The 17053-nt window shown below is 73.2% G+C and carries 16 protein-coding genes; 10 read left to right on the forward strand and 6 right to left on the reverse strand.

Features of this window, described 5'->3' with window-relative positions; genetic code table 11:
• Position 1: 1 nt before the first annotated feature.
• The 3 genes from ACZ6RT_RS05185 to ACZ6RT_RS05195 form a co-directional block, all read right to left on the reverse strand.
• A complete protein-coding gene (locus tag ACZ6RT_RS05185; RefSeq protein WP_470152307.1) occupies positions 2–484 on the reverse strand; it encodes a hypothetical protein in 483 nt (160 codons plus the stop codon).
• Positions 485–536: 52 nt separating this feature from the next.
• Positions 537–2747 (reverse strand): cytochrome P450/oxidoreductase, encoded by a 2211-nt coding sequence (locus ACZ6RT_RS05190; protein WP_470152308.1) that lies wholly within the window; start codon positions 2745–2747, stop codon positions 537–539.
• 155 nt (positions 2748–2902) lie between these two features.
• Positions 2903–3985 carry an NAD(P)-dependent alcohol dehydrogenase gene (locus ACZ6RT_RS05195; protein WP_470152309.1) on the reverse strand — a complete coding sequence of 361 codons (1083 nt, stop codon included), beginning with the start codon at positions 3983–3985 and terminating at the stop codon, positions 2903–2905.
• Between the two features lie 74 nt (positions 3986–4059).
• On the opposite strand from ACZ6RT_RS05195, the gene ACZ6RT_RS05200 reads away from it, so the two are divergent.
• The 10 genes from ACZ6RT_RS05200 to ACZ6RT_RS05245 all read left to right on the forward strand — a co-directional run bounded on the left by ACZ6RT_RS05200 (position 4060) and on the right by ACZ6RT_RS05245 (position 14952).
• Entirely contained in the window at positions 4060–5532 is a 1473-nt protein-coding gene (locus tag ACZ6RT_RS05200) for an aldehyde dehydrogenase family protein (protein WP_470152310.1), read from the forward strand.
• Between the two features lie 377 nt (positions 5533–5909).
• Entirely contained in the window at positions 5910–6938 is a 1029-nt protein-coding gene (locus ACZ6RT_RS05205) for a zinc-binding dehydrogenase (protein ID WP_399194433.1), read from the forward strand.
• Positions 6935–8467: an amidohydrolase family protein gene (locus ACZ6RT_RS05210; protein WP_470152311.1), complete on the forward strand. Its 1533-nt coding sequence runs from the start codon at positions 6935–6937 to the stop codon at positions 8465–8467. The genes ACZ6RT_RS05205 and ACZ6RT_RS05210 overlap by 4 nt, the downstream gene beginning before the upstream one ends.
• The gene (locus tag ACZ6RT_RS05215) at positions 8464–9132 is read left to right on the forward strand and encodes a flavin reductase family protein (RefSeq protein WP_470152312.1); all 669 of its coding nucleotides are present in this window, start codon (positions 8464–8466) and stop codon (positions 9130–9132) included. The genes ACZ6RT_RS05210 and ACZ6RT_RS05215 overlap by 4 nt, the downstream gene beginning before the upstream one ends.
• Before the next feature lie 118 nt (positions 9133–9250).
• Positions 9251–10357: a BMP family ABC transporter substrate-binding protein gene (locus tag ACZ6RT_RS05220; RefSeq protein ID WP_470152313.1), complete on the forward strand. Its 1107-nt coding sequence runs from the start codon at positions 9251–9253 to the stop codon at positions 10355–10357.
• 1 nt (position 10358) lies between these two features.
• Entirely contained in the window at positions 10359–11945 is a 1587-nt protein-coding gene (locus ACZ6RT_RS05225; protein ID WP_399194441.1) for an ABC transporter ATP-binding protein, read from the forward strand.
• Complete coding sequence (locus ACZ6RT_RS05230) at positions 11942–13120, forward strand: ABC transporter permease (RefSeq protein WP_399194443.1); 1179 nt, start codon at positions 11942–11944, stop codon at positions 13118–13120. Before ACZ6RT_RS05225 ends, ACZ6RT_RS05230 begins: the two co-directional genes overlap by 4 nt.
• Positions 13117–14031, forward strand: coding sequence for an ABC transporter permease (locus ACZ6RT_RS05235; RefSeq protein WP_344907232.1), 915 nt, complete (start codon positions 13117–13119; stop codon positions 14029–14031). The genes ACZ6RT_RS05230 and ACZ6RT_RS05235 overlap by 4 nt, the downstream gene beginning before the upstream one ends.
• Positions 14032–14089: 58 nt before the next feature.
• Positions 14090–14542, forward strand: a complete 453-nt coding sequence (locus ACZ6RT_RS05240) for a VOC family protein (RefSeq protein ID WP_399194445.1) — start codon at positions 14090–14092, stop codon at positions 14540–14542.
• The gene (locus tag ACZ6RT_RS05245) at positions 14524–14952 is read left to right on the forward strand and encodes an ester cyclase (protein ID WP_399194447.1); all 429 of its coding nucleotides are present in this window, start codon (positions 14524–14526) and stop codon (positions 14950–14952) included. Before ACZ6RT_RS05240 ends, ACZ6RT_RS05245 begins: the two co-directional genes overlap by 19 nt.
• A gap of 156 nt (positions 14953–15108) precedes the next feature.
• On the opposite strand, the gene ACZ6RT_RS05250 is transcribed toward ACZ6RT_RS05245, so the two are convergent.
• The 3 genes from ACZ6RT_RS05250 to ACZ6RT_RS05260 all read right to left on the reverse strand — a co-directional run bounded on the left by ACZ6RT_RS05250 (position 15109) and on the right by ACZ6RT_RS05260 (position 17028).
• A complete protein-coding gene (locus tag ACZ6RT_RS05250) occupies positions 15109–16185 on the reverse strand; it encodes a TauD/TfdA family dioxygenase (RefSeq protein ID WP_399194449.1) in 1077 nt (358 codons plus the stop codon).
• Positions 16186–16314: 129 nt separating this feature from the next.
• Positions 16315–16443, reverse strand: a complete 129-nt coding sequence (locus ACZ6RT_RS05255; protein ID WP_344907219.1) for a hypothetical protein — start codon at positions 16441–16443, stop codon at positions 16315–16317.
• Between the two features lie 84 nt (positions 16444–16527).
• The gene (locus ACZ6RT_RS05260) at positions 16528–17028 is read right to left on the reverse strand and encodes an ArsR/SmtB family transcription factor (protein ID WP_470152314.1); all 501 of its coding nucleotides are present in this window, start codon (positions 17026–17028) and stop codon (positions 16528–16530) included.
• Positions 17029–17053: the final 25 nt, after the last annotated feature.

Raw genomic sequence — 17053 nt, forward strand, 5'->3', positions numbered from 1 at the left:
CTCAGATCGCCTCGACGAACAGCACGGCCTCGCGCTCGCCCATGCCGGTCTCGCCGCGTACCAGGTGGACCGCCTGCTCGGCGCGTCCGGCGGCCTTGAGCGCGCGCACCCGGCTCGCCAGGTCACCGGCCCCGTTCGCGCCGGCGGCGGGCGTGACCATGGGGTTCACCGGCCGGAACCGGGCCATCAGGGGATGACCCCACATGTCGTGCCCCGCGTCCACCGCGTCGGCGACCGCCTTGGCCTCGGCCAGGCCGAGGGAGGTGTGCCGGCGCAGCTCCCTGATCGCCTCGATCTTCTTCCCCTGGCGGGTCAGCCGGGTGACCAGCTCGCGCAGGTCCGCCGGGGCCGGTGCCGTCTTCGCCGACGGCGTCGGCGCCCCGGAGGACCCGCGCGACCCCCTCCTGAGGGTCATCACCAGGCCGACGCAGATCGCGACGATCAGGAGGAGGAGCAGGAGCTCGATCGGTCCCAGATTCGGCATGGCGGCATCGTATGACGTCTCCTGCCGGGCGTACAGATCGCGGACCGGCCTCTCACAGGTCCAGGACCAGGCGCGGTGAGCAGGAGCGGCCGACGCAGATCATCATCGTCCGCCCGGCCTCCCGCTCCTCGGCGGTGAGCAGCGAGTCGCGGTGCTCGGGGGTGCCCGCGAGCACCCGCGTCTCGCACGCCCCGCAGTACCCCTTCTCGCAGTCGTACGACAGGCCCGGGACCGCCTCGCGGACCGCCTCGATGAGCCGCTGGTCGGGCCGGACCCGCACGGTCCTGCCGGTCCGGGCCAGATGCACGTCGAAGGCGGCGTTGGCCGCCGGGTCGAAGACCGCCTCCAGGTCGTCCCCGGCGCCGAAGCGCTCCACGTGCAGCCGGTCCGAGACGCCCAGCCGCTCGCAGACCCGCTCGACCGCCTCGATCATCCCGGCCGGGCCGCAGCAGTAGATCGCGGTGGACGGGCCCGCCGAGCCCAGGAGGGCGTCCAGGTCGGGCAGGCCGAACTCGTCCTGGGGGACCAGCTCGGCGTTCCCGCCCGCGTACCCGGCCAGCTCGTCGCGGAAGGCCATGGTGGCGCGGGAGCGCCCGCCGTACAGGACGCGGAACGCGCCGCCCCGCCGGGCCACGGCCCGCGCCATGGCCAGGATCGGCGTGACGCCGATGCCCCCGGCGACGAACAGGTAGTCGTCGGCGGGCACCAGCGGGAAGTGGTTGCGCGGTCCCCGCACGCCGACGACGACGCCCTCGCGGGCGATCTCGTGCACCTCGGCGGAACCGCCCCGGCCGTTCTCCTCGCGCAGCACCGCCACCCGGTAGCGGTCCCGTTCGGCCGGGTCCCCGCACAGGGAGTACTGCCGGACGCGTCCCGAGGGCAGCCGGAACTCCAGGTGCGCGCCGGGCTCCCAGGAGGGCAGGTCCCCGCCGCCGGCCCTGGTCAGGGTCAGCGCCAGCACGCCGTCGGCGACCGGTTCGGCCCCGGCGACGACGACCTCGAAGGAGAGGGCCTGCCCGAAGGGCGACACCGCGGACCGTGTGCCGGAGCCGAGCCGGGGCCCCGGCGGGAAGACGGCGGGGATCGCGTCCCAGCCGGACTGGTTGCCCCGGGTGGGATAGGCGACGAGCCCCTCCTCCAGGACCCGGAAACCGGGCAGCCGGGTCAGCACCTGGGTGATCATCTCGCGGAACATGGCACGCGCCAGGTGCGCCCCGGCGCAGCGGTGCGTGCCGATGCCGAAGCTCAGGTGCCGGGCGGCGTCCCGGTCCAGGCGCACCTCGGCCGGGTCGGGGAAGACGGCCGGGTCGTGGTTGGCGGCCACCCACGGGATCAGCACGCGCTCACCGGCCCGTACCGGGCAGCCGCCGATCTCGGTGTCGGCGCGCGCGGTGCGCGCCATGGACTGCGAGGGGGCGAACGCCCGCAGGAACTCCTCGGTCGCCGAGTCGAGCAGGTCGGGCGAGTCGATCAGGCGCCGGAGCTGGTCGGGGTGGCGGCTCAGGTGCACCAGCACCGAGCCGGTCAGCGAGGTGGTGGTGTCCACGCCGCCCGCGATGAGCAGCCCGATCACCGAGACCAGCTCGTCCTCGCCGTACGGGAGGCCGTCGGGGCCGGTCTGCGCGGCCAGGACGCTGGTCGCGTCCGAGGTGGGCTCGGCCCGGCGCTCCCGGATGATCTCGCGGATCCGCCGTTCCATGTAGGCCAGGCCCTCGGCGCCCCGGCGGGCCCGGTCGCTGTCGGCGGGCGCGGCGAAGATGTCGTGGATCGGGCCCGCCAGCCGGGCCCAGTCCTGTTCGGGGAAGCCCAGCCAGTCCAGGGTGACCGCCGCGGGCAGCGGGTTGGTCAGGTCGCGGACGAGGTCGGCCGAGCCGTGCTCGATGAACGCGTCGACGACGCGCGTCGCGTGACGGGCGATCATCGGCCGGAGCGACTCGACGGCGTCCGGGGTGAGCAGCGGGTTGATCAGGTCGCGGTACCCGGTGGACTCCGGAGGGTCCAGCTCGATCGGGTACTGCTCCAGGCCGGGGCCGCTGGGGATGACGATCGCGACCCGGTCGACGCCCGAGGAGGCCCGGGAGGAGGAGAAGGTGTCGTCGTCGCGGGCGATCCTGGCCACGTCGGCGTAACGGGTGGTGTAGACGAATCCGCCGTGGGCCTCGGTCCTGCCGACCGGGCACTGCTCGCGGAAGGACCGGTAGTAGTCGACCGGATCGGCGGTGCAGGCCGCGGAGTGGTGGTCGAACTCAGTCTGCTGGGTCATGGCGCACAGGCCCCATATCCATACGAACGATGCGCGGTGTTGCCCAGCCGCGCCACTGGGTGTCTGGGTCCGGGAAGTCTAACCCGGTGCGGATCACGAGACAATGTCTCGCATGTCGCGGCGACATCACGCCCCCGCGAACAAGGACACCGAGGTCAGAAGGTCAGGACGGCCTTGGCGGTCCTGCCGGCGCGCAGATCGGCGATCGCGTCGCCGATCCGCTCGAAGGGGTAGGGGGTCATCATCCGGTCGACCGGGAAGCGGCCCGCGGCGTACAGGTCCAGCAGCCGGGGCAGGAAGACCTGCGGCAGGCTGGAGCCGGCGATGATGCCGGTGACGGTGCGGCCGTTGAGGACGCTGCGCCAGTCGAGGCTGATGTCCTGGCTGGGGCCCACGCCGATCACGCCGCACCGGCCGAGCGGGGCCAGTGCCTCCACGGCGGTGCGCAGCACCTCCTGGCGGCCGGTGGTGTCGACGGTGAACCCGAAACCGTGGGGCGCGATCTCGCGCAGTGCCGTGGCCGGGTCGCCGGCGGAGGAGTCGATCGTGTGCGTGGCCCCGTAGGAGCGGGCCGCCTCCAGCTTGGCCGGGTTGACGTCGACCGCGGCCACGACCGAGCAGCCGCTGAGGGAGGCCGCGATGATCGCCGCCACGCCCACCGCGCCGGCCCCGAAGACGGCGATGGAGGAGCCGGGCCCGGGGCGCAGCACGTTGAACACCCCGCCCGCGCCGGTCTGGACGCCGCAGCCGAACGGGCCGATGCGGGTCAGGTCCAGGCTCGCGTCCACCGGCACGACGGCCCGCTCGGGCGCCACGACGTGGGTGGCGAAGGAGGACTGCCCCAGGAAGTGGCCGTTGACCGGCGCGCCGTCCAGCGAGAGCGCCGAGGAGCCGTCGGCCCGGTGTCCGCCGAAGTTGAGGGCGTCGAAGTCGCGGCAGTAGGCCGGGGAACCGGTCAGGCAGGCCGGACAGGCCCCGCAGGAGGTGAAGCTCATCGCCACGTGGTCACCGGGGGAGACCGACGTGACCCGTGAGCCGACCCGCTCGACGATCCCGGCGCCCTCGTGGCCCAGCACGGCCGGGGTGGGGAAGAAGCCTGCGAACTCCAGGTCGGTGCCGCAGATACCGGTGGCGACCACGCGCACCAGCACCTCGTCGGGCCTGGGCTCGGCCAGGTCGACGTCCCGGAGGACGAAGGGGCCCCCGGCGGTCTCCAGAACGGCGGCGGTGATGCGCACGGATCCCCCAACTGTTTTCATAAAATGAGATGGCATCTTGACATGCAGAACGGAAGGGGTCAAGGATTCCAACCATGGCCGAACTCTTCATCCCTCCCGCCCAGCAGCTGATCGACGGCGAGTGGACGGCGGCCCGGGACTCCGGGGAACTGCCCGTCGTCGACCCCGCCACCGGCCGGACCATCCAGACGGTGGCCCGCGCCGGCGCCGGCGACGTCGACGACGCCGGCGCGGCGGCCCGGCGGGCCTTCCCCGGCTGGGCCGCGACCTCGGCCTCCGAGCGCGGCAGGCTGCTGCGCCGCTGGTCGGAGCTGATCGGCGAGCACGTGGAGGAGCTGGCCCGGCTGGAGGCCAGGGACGTCGGCAAGCCGCTGTCGGGCGGGCGGACGAACGTCTTCATCGCCCAGGGCATCGTGGAGTACTTCGCCGGCGCCGCCGACAAGCTCACCGGTGTCACGCTGCCCACCCGGACCCCCGACTACCTCGGATACACCCTGCAGGAGCCGTACGGCGTCTGCGCGGTCATCATCCCCTGGAACGTTCCCGCGGTGCTCACCGCGGCCAACGTGGCGCCGGCCCTGGCCGCGGGCAACACGGTGGTGCTCAAGCCGTCGGAGGTGGCCCCGCTGGCGCCGTTCGCCCTCGCCGAGCTGGCCCGCAGGGCCGGGTTCCCTCCCGGCGTGCTCAACGTGCTCGCCGGGATCGGCGCCGACACCGGCGCCGCGCTCACCTCCCACCCCGGCGTGGACCACATCAGCTTCGTCGGCTCCACGACCACCGGCCGCGCGATCATGCGGGCCGCGGCCGAGAACCTCGTCCCGGTCAAGCTGGAGCTGGGCGGCAAGTCGCCCAACGTGCTGTTCGCCGACGCCGACCTCGACGTCGCGATCCCGGCGATCGTGGGCTCCATCACCGAGAACGCCGGGCAGAACTGCTACGCGGGCTCCAGACTTCTGGTGGAGTCCTCCGTCGCCGGCGAGGTCGTGGAACGGGTGGCCGAGCTGATGAAGGCCGTCCGGATCGGCCCCTGGGACGCCGATCTCGACATGGGGCCCCTGGTCAACGAGGCGCAGTACCGCCGGGTGCTCGGCTTCCTGGAGAGCGCCCCGGCCGAGGGGGCCCGCCTGGTCACCGGGGGCGGCCCGGCCGCCGAGGGGGAGGGGGGCGGCTGGTTCGTCGAGCCCTCGCTCTTCGACGGCGTGGACCCGCGCTCCCGGCTGTCCCGGCAGGAGGTCTTCGGGCCGGTGCTGGCGGTCCAGGAGTTCTCCGGCGACCGGCAGGCGCTGGAGATGATGAACGACACCGACTTCGGGCTGCTCGCCTGCATCTGGACCGGCGACGTCTCCCGGGCGCTGCGCCTGGCCCAACAGGTGCGCTCCGGCCAGGTGTCGGTCAACCAGTTCGCCGACGCCGGGGTCATCGGCTTCCCCTTCAACATGCAGCGGGACAGCGGGTTCAGCCGGGGCGGCGGGTACGCGGCGATGCGGGAGTACACCCAGGAGAAGGCGGTCGCCGTCCGCCTGCTCGACCGGACGCCCCCGCGGTGAGGTGCCCCTCCGGGGCGGACGCCCCCGTCGTGAGGCGTCCTCCCCGGCCGGGCGCTCCCGTCGTGAGGCCTTCTTCCCGGCCGGACGTCCCCGCGGTGAGGTGCCCCTCCGGGGCGGGCGCTCGCGTGACGGCGCGTCCCCCGGCCGGATTCCCCCGCGCCGAAGCACCCCCCCGACCCCCTCATCATGGGACGGGAGCGTTCCAACCTGCGGATATTTAGTGTGAGCGACGCTCGTGTAACAAGCGTGTGACGCGCGGGGCTCTTGGCTCCGGAGGCATTGACAGGCCCCCGGAGCGGGGGCAGAGTACGACGCATTGCGACCCAGAATCACAATGCGAGACGCCATCGTGAATTACGATCGCTTGGAGGGGTAGCGTGCGAGCACTGGTCCAGACGGCCTTCGGCGGTCCGGAGGCGGTGAGCGTCCAGCGGGTCGCCGACCCCGAGCCCGGCCCGCTCGACGTGGTCGTCCAGGTCGGCGGCTGCGCCCTGAACCGGCTCGACATGCTCCAGCGCCGCGGCCCCGGAGTGCTGCCCGGCTTCAGCCTCCCGCACATCGCGGGCATGGACATCGCCGGAAGGGTGGCGGCGACCGGGAGCGCGGTCACCACCCTGCGGACCGGCGACCGGGTCGTGGTCGACCCCACGGTGGGCTGCGGCGCCTGCCCGCACTGCCTGGCCGGCGACAGCGGCCACTGCGCCTCGCTGCGGGTGATCGGCGGGAACGTCCCGGGCGGCTACGCCGAGTTCGTGGCGGTCCCCGCCCACCTGGCGCACCCGGTGCCCGATCACGTCGACCTGGACGAGGCCGCCTGTCTGCCCACGCCGTGGAGCACCGCCTGGCACGCCGTGCACGCCGTCGCCGAGGTGGGCGCCGGCGACCTCGTGGTGATCCAGGGAGCCGCGGGCTCGGTGAGCATCGCCGCCGTCCAGCTGGCCAGGCGGGCCGGTGCCCGGGTGGTGGCGGTGGCCGGCAGCGACGAGAAGCTCGCGGTGGCGGCCGGGCTCGGCGCCGAGCTGCTGGTGCGCAACGACGAGCCGCTGGCCGACGCCGTCCGCGAGCACACCGGCGGCCGGGGCGCCGACGTCGTCCTGGACCACGTGGGCGCCGCCACCTGGCGGCGGTCCCTGGACTGCCTGCGGATCGGCGGCCGGCTGGTGACGTTCGGCAACACCGGCGGCGACCAGGTCTCGCTCTCCCTGGCCGAGATCTACCACCGCGGGATCCGCCTGCTGGGCGCCGGCGCGTACACCCCCGCCGACTTCTCCGCCATGCTCGGCGCCTACTTCGCCGGTGGCCTGCGCACCGTGCGCGCCGCCGAGTGCGGCCTGGAGGAGCTGTACGAGACCTTCGACCTGGAGCGCTCGCGCGACCTGGTCGGCAGGGTGCTGGTGCGGCCGTGACCGGGCCGCGCGCGTACCCGGGCCCCCGGCCGGACGGCCCCGGCACCCCGCACGGCCTCGGCACCCCGGACGGCTCCGGCGCTCAGCACGGCCCCGGCATCCCGGACGGCCCGGGAACCCCGGGCGGGACCGCCGCCGACCTGCTGATCGTCGGGGGGGACGTGGTGACGATGTCGCCGCGCCGCGAGGTGGTCACCGGCGCCACCGTCGCCGTCGCCGCGGGGCGCATCGCCGCGATCGGCCCCGCCGCCGTGCTGCGGGAGGCGTTCCCCGGCACCCCCGAGCTGGACGCGACCGGCTGCGTCGTCATCCCCGGCCTGGTCAACGCCCACCAGCACGTCACCGCCGACCCGCTGGTCCGCAGCATGATCCCGGACGACATCGGCTCCCAGGAGTCCATCTTCGACTGGATCGTCCCGCTGCACGGCAAGGTCACCGGCGACGACGACGAGCTGTCGGCCACCCTGACCGCCGCCGAGTCGCTGCTGCTCGGGGTCACCACCCTGCTGGAGCCGGGCACGGTCGCCCACCCGCTGCGGGTCGCCGCGGGCCTGCGCTCGGCCGGTGTCCGCGCCCGGGTCGGCCGCTGGGGCTGGGACGTGCCCGGCGCCGTGCACGCGCTGCCCGCCGCCGAGACCCTGGCCCTGCAGGAGGAGACCGTACGGGCGCTGCCGCCCGGCGGGACCGTCACCGGCTGGGTCACCCTGGTCGGCCACGACCTGGCGAGCGACGAGCTGTTCACCGGCGCCGCCGAGCTGGCCGCGCGGCTGGGGGTCGGTCTGACCTGGCACATCTCGCCGGGAGAGGCCGACGTCCACGCCTACGCCCGCCGGGCCGGGACCCGGCCGGTGCTGCACCTGCGCGACCTCGGGGTGCTGGGCCCCGACCTGGTCCTCGGCCACGCCGTCTGGCTGGACGACGCCGAGCTCGACGCCCTCGTCGAGACGCGGACCGCGGTGGCCTCCTGCCCCGGGGCGTACCTGCGCCTGGGCCAGGGCTACGCCCGCGCCGGCCGGCACGCCGAGCTGGTCCACCGCGGCGGCAGGCTCGCCCTGGGGTGCGACTCGCACAACGCCGGGGACGTCCCGGACCTGCTGGGCGCCGCCCGGCTGCTGGCCGCGCTGGAGCGCGACCGCGACACCCGTCCGGTCCTCGGCGCCGGCCGGGCGTTCGCGCTGGCCACGATCGACGGGGCCGCCGCGGTCGGGCTGGGGGACCTGGTCGGCTCGATCGAGGTCGGCAAGGCCGCAGACCTCGTGGTGATGGACGCCCGCGACCCCGCCTGGATCCCCCGCGGGGACCTCGCCACCCACCTCGTCTGGGGCGCGCCCAGCCACACCGTCCGCGACGTCCTCGTCGACGGCCGGGTGGTCGTGCGCGACGGCCGGATCACCACCGTCGACCTCGACGACCTGGCCGGGCAGGCGCGGGAACGTTCCGCCGCGCTGCTCGCCCGGACCGGCATCGAGGTCCCGCACCGCTGGCGGACCGTGCCCGCGGAGGAACACGTCCAGGGAGTACGCGGATGATCATCGACCTCGCCGGCCGGACGCCGGCGCAGAAGCAGGGGCTGCTCTCCCAGCTCGTGGTACCGCGTCCGATCGCGATGATCACGACGCTGGACGCGCAGGGCGGCGTGAACGTCGCCCCGTTCAGCTACTACATGCCGATCTGCGGCGAGCCCCCGCTCGTCGCGGTCACCATCGGCACGGTCAGGGAGGCGACCGACGAGCCCAAGGACAGCTGGGTGAACCTCAGCGCCTCGGGCGAGTTCGTCATCAACGTCACCACCACGGCCCTGGCCGAGCACATCGAGACGGTGGCCAGGGAGTACCCGGCCGGCGTGGACGAGGCCGGCCTCGTCGGCTGGCGGACCGTGCCGTCACAGGTCGTGGCGCCGCCCTCGCTGGCCGACAGCCCCGCCCACCTGGAGTGCCGGGTGCGCGAGGTCATCGACCGCGGCGACCCCACCTCCTGCTTCTCGGGGGTGCACATCGTGTTCGCCGAGGTGGTCTGCATCACCGCGGACGAGTCGATCATGTCCTCCCCCGGCCGGATCGACCCCACCAGGGTGCACGCCGTCGGGCGGATGGGCTTCCCCTGGTTCGTCGCGGCGACCGAGGAGACGGTCTTCCACCAGGAGCGCGTCGCCTACGCCGACCTGCGCTCCGGCGATGAGGAGGTGCTCGCCTGACCCGCCTCGCGGGCGGGGGAGGGGCTCGGCAAAGCCCGGACCCCCGCCGGCGACCAAGATTCGTTCCCCCCTTGCGCGCCGTCGGGCGGCGCGCGTGCATCAGATCGAGAGGATCGTCATGGCCGCATACTATCGAAGGGGCCGGGCCACGGCCGCACTGACCGCCTGTCTCGGCGCGCTGGCGCTGGCCGGCTGCGCGAGCAACGACGCCACGGCACCGGCCCCGGCCGCAGCCCCGAGCGACGCGGGCGCCAAGACCGACGGCGGCACCGTGCTCGCGGGCCAGCCCGACGTCAACGGTGACGGCAAGGTCGTCATCGGGGTGCTGAGCCCCGGCGACATCAACGACAAGGGCTACTACCAGAGCTTCGTCGACACCGCGCAGGAGTTCGCCACCGCGCAGGGCTGGACGATCATCAAGCGCGGCAGCGTCAACACCAGCGAGGCGCTCAACGCCGCGCGGGCGCTGTGCCAGCAGAAGGTCGACATGGTCGCGCTGGGAGCCTCGGAGCTGCGGGACGCGATCCCGGCCTCGGAGGAGCCGGTCTGCGCGAAGACCGCCTGGTACGTGCCCTCGTCCGACAACATCCCGCAGACCCCGAAGATCGTGCTCTCCACCGACGAGGCGGACCAGAGCATGCTCGCCGCCGGGTACGCGGCCGGCCTGATCATGAAGGACGCGGGCCACACCAAGGCCGGCTTCGTCACCGGCCCCGAGGCCGACTTCACCACCGGCGCGGCCGCCGCGTTCAAGGCGGGCATCAAGCTGGTGGTCCCGGACGGCACCGTGGTGACGACCTACACCGGCGACCTCAACGACTCGGCCAAGGCCAAGGAGGCCACCCAGGCCCAGATCAGCCAGGGCGTCAAGGTCATCTACCCCTACCTGGGGGGCGCCACCGACGCCTCGGCGGAGCTGGCCAACAGCAAGAAGGTGCTCACCCTCACCCCGGGCACCGACCGCTGCGCCTCCACCAGGCCGACCTTCGACATCTCGGTGCTGTTCAGCCCCGGCGACTACTTCAGGGCCGCCCTGGAGGACTTCTCCGAGGCCAAGCTGCAGATGGGCGTGGAGAAGGTCTGGACGCTCGGCGTCGACCCCTTCCCCACCGTGAAGATCTGCAAGCCCACCCCCGAGCAGAAGGAGAAGCTGGACACCTTCATCGCCGACGTGGGCAGCAAGAAGATCGACACCAAGGCGGAAGTGAAGAGGCTCGGTTCCTGAGATGACGGACGACGAACGGGCGAGGGGGCTCACCCCGCCATCGGCGCCCGCGCTGCGGCTGCGGGGAATCAGCAAGAGCTACGGCCCGGTCGTCGCCTGCGACGCCGTGGACCTCGCCGTGCACCAGGGCGAGATCCACGGCCTGCTCGGGGAGAACGGGGCCGGCAAGTCGACGCTCATGAAGATCCTGCTGGGCCTGGTCCACCGGGACGCCGGGAGCATCCTGCACCACGACGGGCCCGTGGACATCACCAGCCCGCAGGAGGCCGTGGCGCTCGGCATCGGCATGGTGCACCAGCACTTCAGCCTGATCGACCCGCTGACGGTCTGGGAGAACGTCATCCTGGGCGACACCGGGAGGATCGACAGGGCCGCCGCCTGCGAGCAGGTCCGGGAGGTCTCCGCCCGCTACGGCCTGCCGATCGACCCGACGGCCAGGGTCGCGCGGCTCTCGGCCGGGGAGCGCCAGCGGGTCGAGCTCATCAAGTGCCTGCGCCGCGACCCCTCGGTGCTGATCCTGGACGAGCCGACGTCGGTGCTGACCCAGGCGGAGTCGGCGGAGCTGTTCGGCGTGCTGCGCCGGGTGGTCCGCTCGGAGAACCGCGCGGTCATCCTGATCAGCCACAAGCTGGCGGAGATCACCGCGGCCACCGACCGGGTGACCGTGCTGCGCAGGGGCAGGGTCGTCTTCCACAGCGCCACCGCCGAGACCGGCCCGCAGGAGCTGGCCAGGCGGATGGTCGGCAGGGAGGTCTCCCTGGGCGCCGAGGCCGCGGCGCTGGGCCTGCTGCCGGTCGAGACCCCCGGGGACGTACGGCCGGAGCCGTCCGGGACCGCGGAACAGGAGGCGCCCGCGCTGCGGCTGCGCGACCTGACCGTCACCCTCGACGGCGTGCGGGTGCTGTCGGACCTCAGCCTGGACGTGGCACCCGGTGAGATCGTCGGCCTGTACGGGGTCGAGGGCAACGGCCAGGCCACCCTGGGCGACCTGCTGTCGGGGCTGCTGCCCCCGGACTCGGGCTCGGTCGAGGTCTCCGGCGTCCCGGTCGACCTGAACCGCCCGGGCGCGCTGCACGCGGCCGGGCTGGGCATCGTGCCGGAGGACCGGCACAGCTCGGGCGTGGTGCTGGACATGAGCGTCGCCGACAACCTGGTCATGAAGTCCCTGGACGCGGTCAGCGGCCGGGGCTTCCTCAGCCGCAGGAAGGCGCACGCCGTCGCCCGCCGCCTGGTGGCCGAGTTCAACATCGTCACCCCGTCGGTGGACGCGCCGGTGCGCAGCCTGTCGGGCGGCAACCAGCAGCGGGTCGTGCTGGCCCGCGAGCTGTCGGCCCACCCGGCCGTCCTGGTCGCGGCGCAGCCCACCCACGGGCTGGACGTGGGAGCCATCGAGGACATGTACGTGCGACTGCGCGACGTCGCGTCGAAAGGGGTGGCCGTGCTGCTGATATCCACCGAGCTGGAGGAGGTCATGGCCCTGGCCTCGCGGATCGCGGTCATCTCCTCGGGACGGATCACCGGGGTGCTCCCCACCGGGCAGGCCACGGCCGAGCGGCTCGGGATGCTGGTGGGCGGGGTGGCCGCGTGAACGAAGCCCGTACCCTCGTTCCGGACGCCTCCGGCCGCCGTCTGCTCACCCTCCTCACCCCCGGGCCGGTCGGCCGCCAGACCGCCCTGGCCACCGCCTTCGCCGTGGTCGTGGCGCTGGCCCTGTCCTCGCTGCTGATCGCCGCGACCGGCGGGTCCCCGCTCGCCTCGGTGCAGGCCCTCTTCCAGGGCAGCATGGCCGACTGGACGGCCTGGACCTCCACGCTGCTGTACGCGGCACCGCTGCTGCTCGTCGCCGTCGGCGCGTGCGTCAGCGCCCGGTCGGGCGTGTTCAACATCGGCCAGGAGGGCCAGGTCCTCGTCGGCGCCCTGTTCGGCGCCTGGGTGGGGCTGCGCCTGGCGCTCCCCGGCCCGCTGCTGCTGGTGGTCGTGCTGGTCACCGCCGCGCTGGCCGGAGGCGCCTGGGCCGCCCTCAGCGCGTTGATGTACCGCTTCCGCGGGGTCAACATCGTCGTCAGCACACTGCTGATGATCTTCATCGCCCAGCAGCTCGTCGCGTTCTCGGTGAACACCTCCTGGCTGCTGCAGGAGTCACGGGTCGGCGACGCGGTCGTCTCCCCGCAGTCCAACCCGCTGCCCGCGAACGCGCTGCTCGTCTCCATGGGGGAGTACCCGAACCTCCAGCTCAACGGCGGGCTGGTGCTCGCGCTGGTCGGCGCCGTGGTGGTCGCGGTGGCGATCGCCCGCACCCGGTGGGGCTTCCGGCTCACCATGCTCGGGCTCAACCCGCTCACCGCCCGGCACGCCGGGGTGCGCGTCGACGCGCTGGGCGGGGTGGCACTGGCCATCTCCGGCGCCTTCGCCGGCCTGGCCGGGGCCGTGCTGCTGGCCAGCCCGGTGGGCGTGCACCGGCTGCAGCCGGGCGTCGCGATGAACATCGGCTGGGACGGCCTGCTGGTCGCCCTGGTCGCGCGCAACCGCCCGCTGCTGACCATCCCCGTCGCCCTGCTGTTCGGCGTGCTGCGCTCCGGCGGCGGCTTCCTGGCCGCGACCGGCGTGCCCCCCTTCCTGGTGGACGTGGTCAAGGCCCTGCTCGTGCTGGCCTTCGTCGCCCCGCCCGTCGTCGTCGCCGCCCTTCGGCGCAGGCGGTCCGGACTCCGTACCGCGCGCGCCGAGCAGCGGCCCGCGCCCGTCGCAGAGGGGGCCGCCCTGTGATCGCCACAGAGGACATCTCCACCATCCTGTCCAGCGGGATCCGGCTCACCGTGCCGCTGGCCTTCGCCGCGTGCGGGGAGTACCTCGCCGAGCGGGCCGGTGCCATGAACATCTCCCTTGAGGCGATGATGCTGAGCGCCGCGTTCGGCTCGATCGCCGTGGCCAGCGCGACCGGCAGCGCCACCGCCGGGCTGGTGGCCGGCGTGGTGATCGGCCTGGGGATCGGCCTCGTGCACGGCAACCTCTCGCACCGGCTGGCGATCAACACCTTCGTGGTCGGCCTGGTGCTCAACGCCCTCGTGCTCGGGCTGACCAGCTACCTGATCACGATCAGCTCCTTCGACTCCCACCAGGTCGCGCAGGTCAGCATCCCCTGGCTGCGCGACATCCCGCTGATCGGGCAGCCCCTGTTCGTGGAGCGCTGGCCGGTGTACCTGCTGATCGTGATCATCCCGCTGACCTGGTGGCTGGTCGAACGCAGCAGGTGGGGCCTGGAACTGCGGGCGGTCGGGGAACAGCCGCAGGCGGCCGACGTCACCGGCATCCGGGTGAACCTGCGCCGCCGCCAGGCGCTGCTGTGGTGCGGCGCGCTGGCCGGGCTCGGCGGCGCGTACCTGGCGGTGGGCGAGGTCGGCTCGTTCAACCAGAACATGACCGCGGGGCGCGGGTACATCGTCATCGCAGCGGTGATCTTCGGTGCCTGGCGGCTGGGCCGGACCCTGCTCGGCTGCGCGCTGTTCGGCCTGGCCGACGCCATGCGCCTGGCGCTGCCCGCGCTGGGCCTGACGCTCAACTCCCAGCTGCTGGTGGTGGCCCCCTACCTGCTCGCCCTGCTGGCGATGCTGATCTTCGCCAACCAGCACCGCGAACCCAGGGCACTGGGCCAGCCCTTCGAACGAGGTTCCACCTGACGGCACATATATGGACTTTCTCGGTCATACAGGTATGAATAGAACAAATGGAGGAACCATGAGTGATCTCACCCAGGCTCGCTGGACGCACGTCGCGCTGCCCACCGGCGACCTCGACAAGGCCATCGCGTTCTACACCTCGCTGACCCCCCTGGTGGTGGTCGAGCGGTTCCGGGACGCCGACGGCGAGAGCGCCTGGCTCTCCAACGACAAGCAGGCCGAGACCCCGATGGTCCTGGTCCTGGTCTCGTTCAACAAGGACAAGGGCGGGCAGCTGGGGCTGCTGACGCCGTTCGCGCACCTGGGCATCGAGGTGCCCGAGCGCGCCGACGTGGACGGCATCGCCGACCGGGCGCGCGAGCTGGGCTGCCTGCACTGGGAGCCGCGCGACATGCCCGACCCGGTCGGCTACATCTGCGCGCTCAAGGACCCCGACGGCAACGTCGTCGAGATCTCCCACAACCAGCAGGTCTTCAACACGGTACGCAGGCTGTGGGCGACCCCCTCCTGAACGCCGGCCCCGACGCCGGCCTCACCCGGGCCGCGGTCCTCGGGTACGTCGAGGCGCTCAACGCGCACGACGCCGACGCGATCGCGGCCCGGGTGAGCGAGGACTTCGTCAACGAGCACACCTCGGCGATGGGGCGCGACGTCACCGGCAGGGCGAACTACCGCGCCAACCTCACGGTCTTCCTGGCCGACTTCGCGGACCTGCGCTACGACGTCGAGGACCTCGTGGTCGAGGACGACCGGGCGGCCCTGGCGTACCTGATGTCGTTCCGGCCCGCCGTGCCCGGGGCCGGGACGGTGCGGGTGCGCGGGGTGTTCCGGTTCCGGGTCGGCCCCGACGGCCTGATCGCCCACCGCGTCGACTACTGGGACAGCGGCGAGGTGCGGCGGCAGCTCGACCCCTCGGCCTGAGAAGGCCCGATGCCCACCGGCCGGCACGGAGACGGCCCGGTGGGCTCCGGCCGCCGTGGAGGAGCGTCATCCCGCCGGACGGCACGGGTGTCCACCGGACGACACGGAAAAGGCCGGCGGGGAAGTCCCCGCCGGCCTTTCGTGTGCACTTTCGGGTCAGTTGCCCCAGTCCATGTTGGGCACGACCGCCTCGGTGATCCTGAAGTTGCCGCCGGGCAGCGGCTGCGCCGCCTCCTCGCCGCGCTCCTTCACCACGTTCTTGCCGAACCCCTCCACCAGCGGGCGGCCCACGTCGCGCTTGAGCCACAGGCGCAGCAGGTGCCTGCGGCGCTCGGGCTCGGGCCAGTCGACGTAACCGGTGCGCGAGTGCAGGGCGGCGTAGTTCAGCAGCCACTGGACGTCACCGGGCTGGAAGTCCATGTCCAGCGCGAGTCCCGGCTCCTGGGTGATCTCGTCGTACAGGTGCAGCAGCTCGACCTGGGCGTCGGTCAGCTGCGGCACGCCGGGGTACTTCTGCGCGGAGAAGATCATCGAGCTGCCCGCGTAGGTGCTGAAGGTCCCCTCGACGTAGCTGCAGATCGGGGAGACGTAGGTGTCGGCGGGGGCGTCGGGGTCCTGGCCCCGCCAGTCCCAGTGCCACGGCTCGAAGAGCAGGGGCGCCAGGTCGGGGCGGCGGCGCAGGATCTCGTTGTAGATCGTCGTGCCGCTCACCAGGCTGCTGGAGCCGCCCTCCTTGGACGCGCGCAGGCACATCAGCGCGACCACGTCGGAGCTGTCGGAGTGGAAGGGCAGCCGGTCGCGCACCCGCGACGGCAGCGCGCCCGCGTCGTCGAGCGTCTTGTTGGAGGTGGCGATGACGTGGTCGAGCACGTCGCCGAGCTGGTTCTGCTCCATCGGCGTGCCCAGGTGCAGGCCCATCAGGAAGAAGATCGCGCCGGCCAGCGTGTCGCCGTACTCGTCGGTGCGCAGGCCCCGCACCAGCACGAAGCCGCGGCCGGAGTCCATCTGCCGCGCGCACTCGTCGATCATGGCGTGGGAGACCGAGAGCGGGTAGCTCCCGGCGGACACGGTCCGCAGGTCGGGGTCGTCCTCGACGAACCGGCGGCCCACGGCCTCCAGCTCCTCGCGCTCGGCGTCGCTGAGAACGTAGATCCACTCGGTGGATCCGGCCAGCTCGTCGCCGCGCCAGGCGGAGGGTCCGGTGATGGGGGACATGGAGATGTCTGTGGTCATGGTCGATGCGCTCCGAATGCTCGGGGTCGTCTCAGGAAGGGCCCGCCTGGGCGGTGCGTGATTCCGGCCGGAGACGGCGGGAGAGGTCGCGCGGACGTCCGCGCGGCGGCACCCGCCGCCGCGCCGGAGTCAGAAGGGGGTCTGCGGATCCCCGGCGGCGGTACCTGGGCGCAGGCCCTTGCGCGGCGGGTCGACCCGCATCGAGTCCCCGCGGCCGGACAGGACGGACCCGGAGCCTGGCACGGCTTCCTGGGTCATGGCGTTCTCCTGCGGCTCGTGGTTGTCCCACCACGCTAGACCGCGCCTGACATTCCGTCAATAGAGACGCTGTCTCGCGCTACGTTACGACCGGGTGTCGTCGGGGGCCTCGCCCGCGGACGCGCCGGAGGTCGCGGCGTCGCCGGCGGGGCCGTCGGAGGACGAGGACGTCAGGGAGGCCGGGGCGTCGTCGCGCACGTCGTCACTGACGTCACGGGCTTCGCGGGCGTCGCCGGGGGGCGGGTCCGCGGCCTGGGCGGCGCGCCGTGCCCGTCGCCCGCGCGCGATCTCGGTGCCCAGGGCGTCGAGACGCTGGGTCCAGAAGTGCCGGTAGCGGTCGAGCCAGAGGTCCACCTCCCGCAGCGGGGCGGGATCGACGGCGTACAGGCGCCGGGTGCCCTGGGCGCGCACGGTGGTGAACCCGTTCTCGCGCAGGACGCGCAGGTGCTGCGAGACGCCGGGCTGGGAGATCCCGAACTCCTCCTGCACCACGGCGCTGATCTCGCCTGCCGCCCGCTCACCGTCGGCGAGCAACTCCAGGATCCGGCGCCGGACCGGATCGCCGAGAACGTCGAGCGCGTGCATGGCCTCACTGCCTGAAGTGTCGGCT

It is taken from the genome of Streptosporangium sp. NPDC050148, from assembly GCF_055586505.1.

Bases quoted from the DNA above. Each gene is read 5' to 3' on its own strand.
- ACZ6RT_RS05200 (WP_470152310.1), top strand. From the start codon at position 4,060: ATGGCCGAACTCTTCATCCCTCCCGCCCAGCAGCTGATCGACGGCGAG.
- ACZ6RT_RS05215 (WP_470152312.1), top strand. From the start codon at position 8,464: ATGATCATCGACCTCGCCGGCCGGACGCCGGCGCAGAAGCAGGGGCTG.
- ACZ6RT_RS05250 (WP_399194449.1), bottom strand. From the start codon at position 16,185: ATGACCACAGACATCTCCATGTCCCCCATCACCGGACCCTCCGCCTGG.
- ACZ6RT_RS05260 (WP_470152314.1), bottom strand. From the start codon at position 17,028: ATGCACGCGCTCGACGTTCTCGGCGATCCGGTCCGGCGCCGGATCCTG.
- ACZ6RT_RS05255 (WP_344907219.1), bottom strand. From the start codon at position 16,443: ATGACCCAGGAAGCCGTGCCAGGCTCCGGGTCCGTCCTGTCCGGCCGC.
- ACZ6RT_RS05225 (WP_399194441.1), top strand. From the start codon at position 10,359: ATGACGGACGACGAACGGGCGAGGGGGCTCACCCCGCCATCGGCGCCC.
- ACZ6RT_RS05240 (WP_399194445.1), top strand. From the start codon at position 14,090: ATGAGTGATCTCACCCAGGCTCGCTGGACGCACGTCGCGCTGCCCACC.
- ACZ6RT_RS05190 (WP_470152308.1), bottom strand. From the start codon at position 2,747: ATGACCCAGCAGACTGAGTTCGACCACCACTCCGCGGCCTGCACCGCC.
- ACZ6RT_RS05185 (WP_470152307.1), bottom strand. From the start codon at position 484: ATGCCGAATCTGGGACCGATCGAGCTCCTGCTCCTCCTCCTGATCGTC.
- ACZ6RT_RS05220 (WP_470152313.1), top strand. From the start codon at position 9,251: ATGGCCGCATACTATCGAAGGGGCCGGGCCACGGCCGCACTGACCGCC.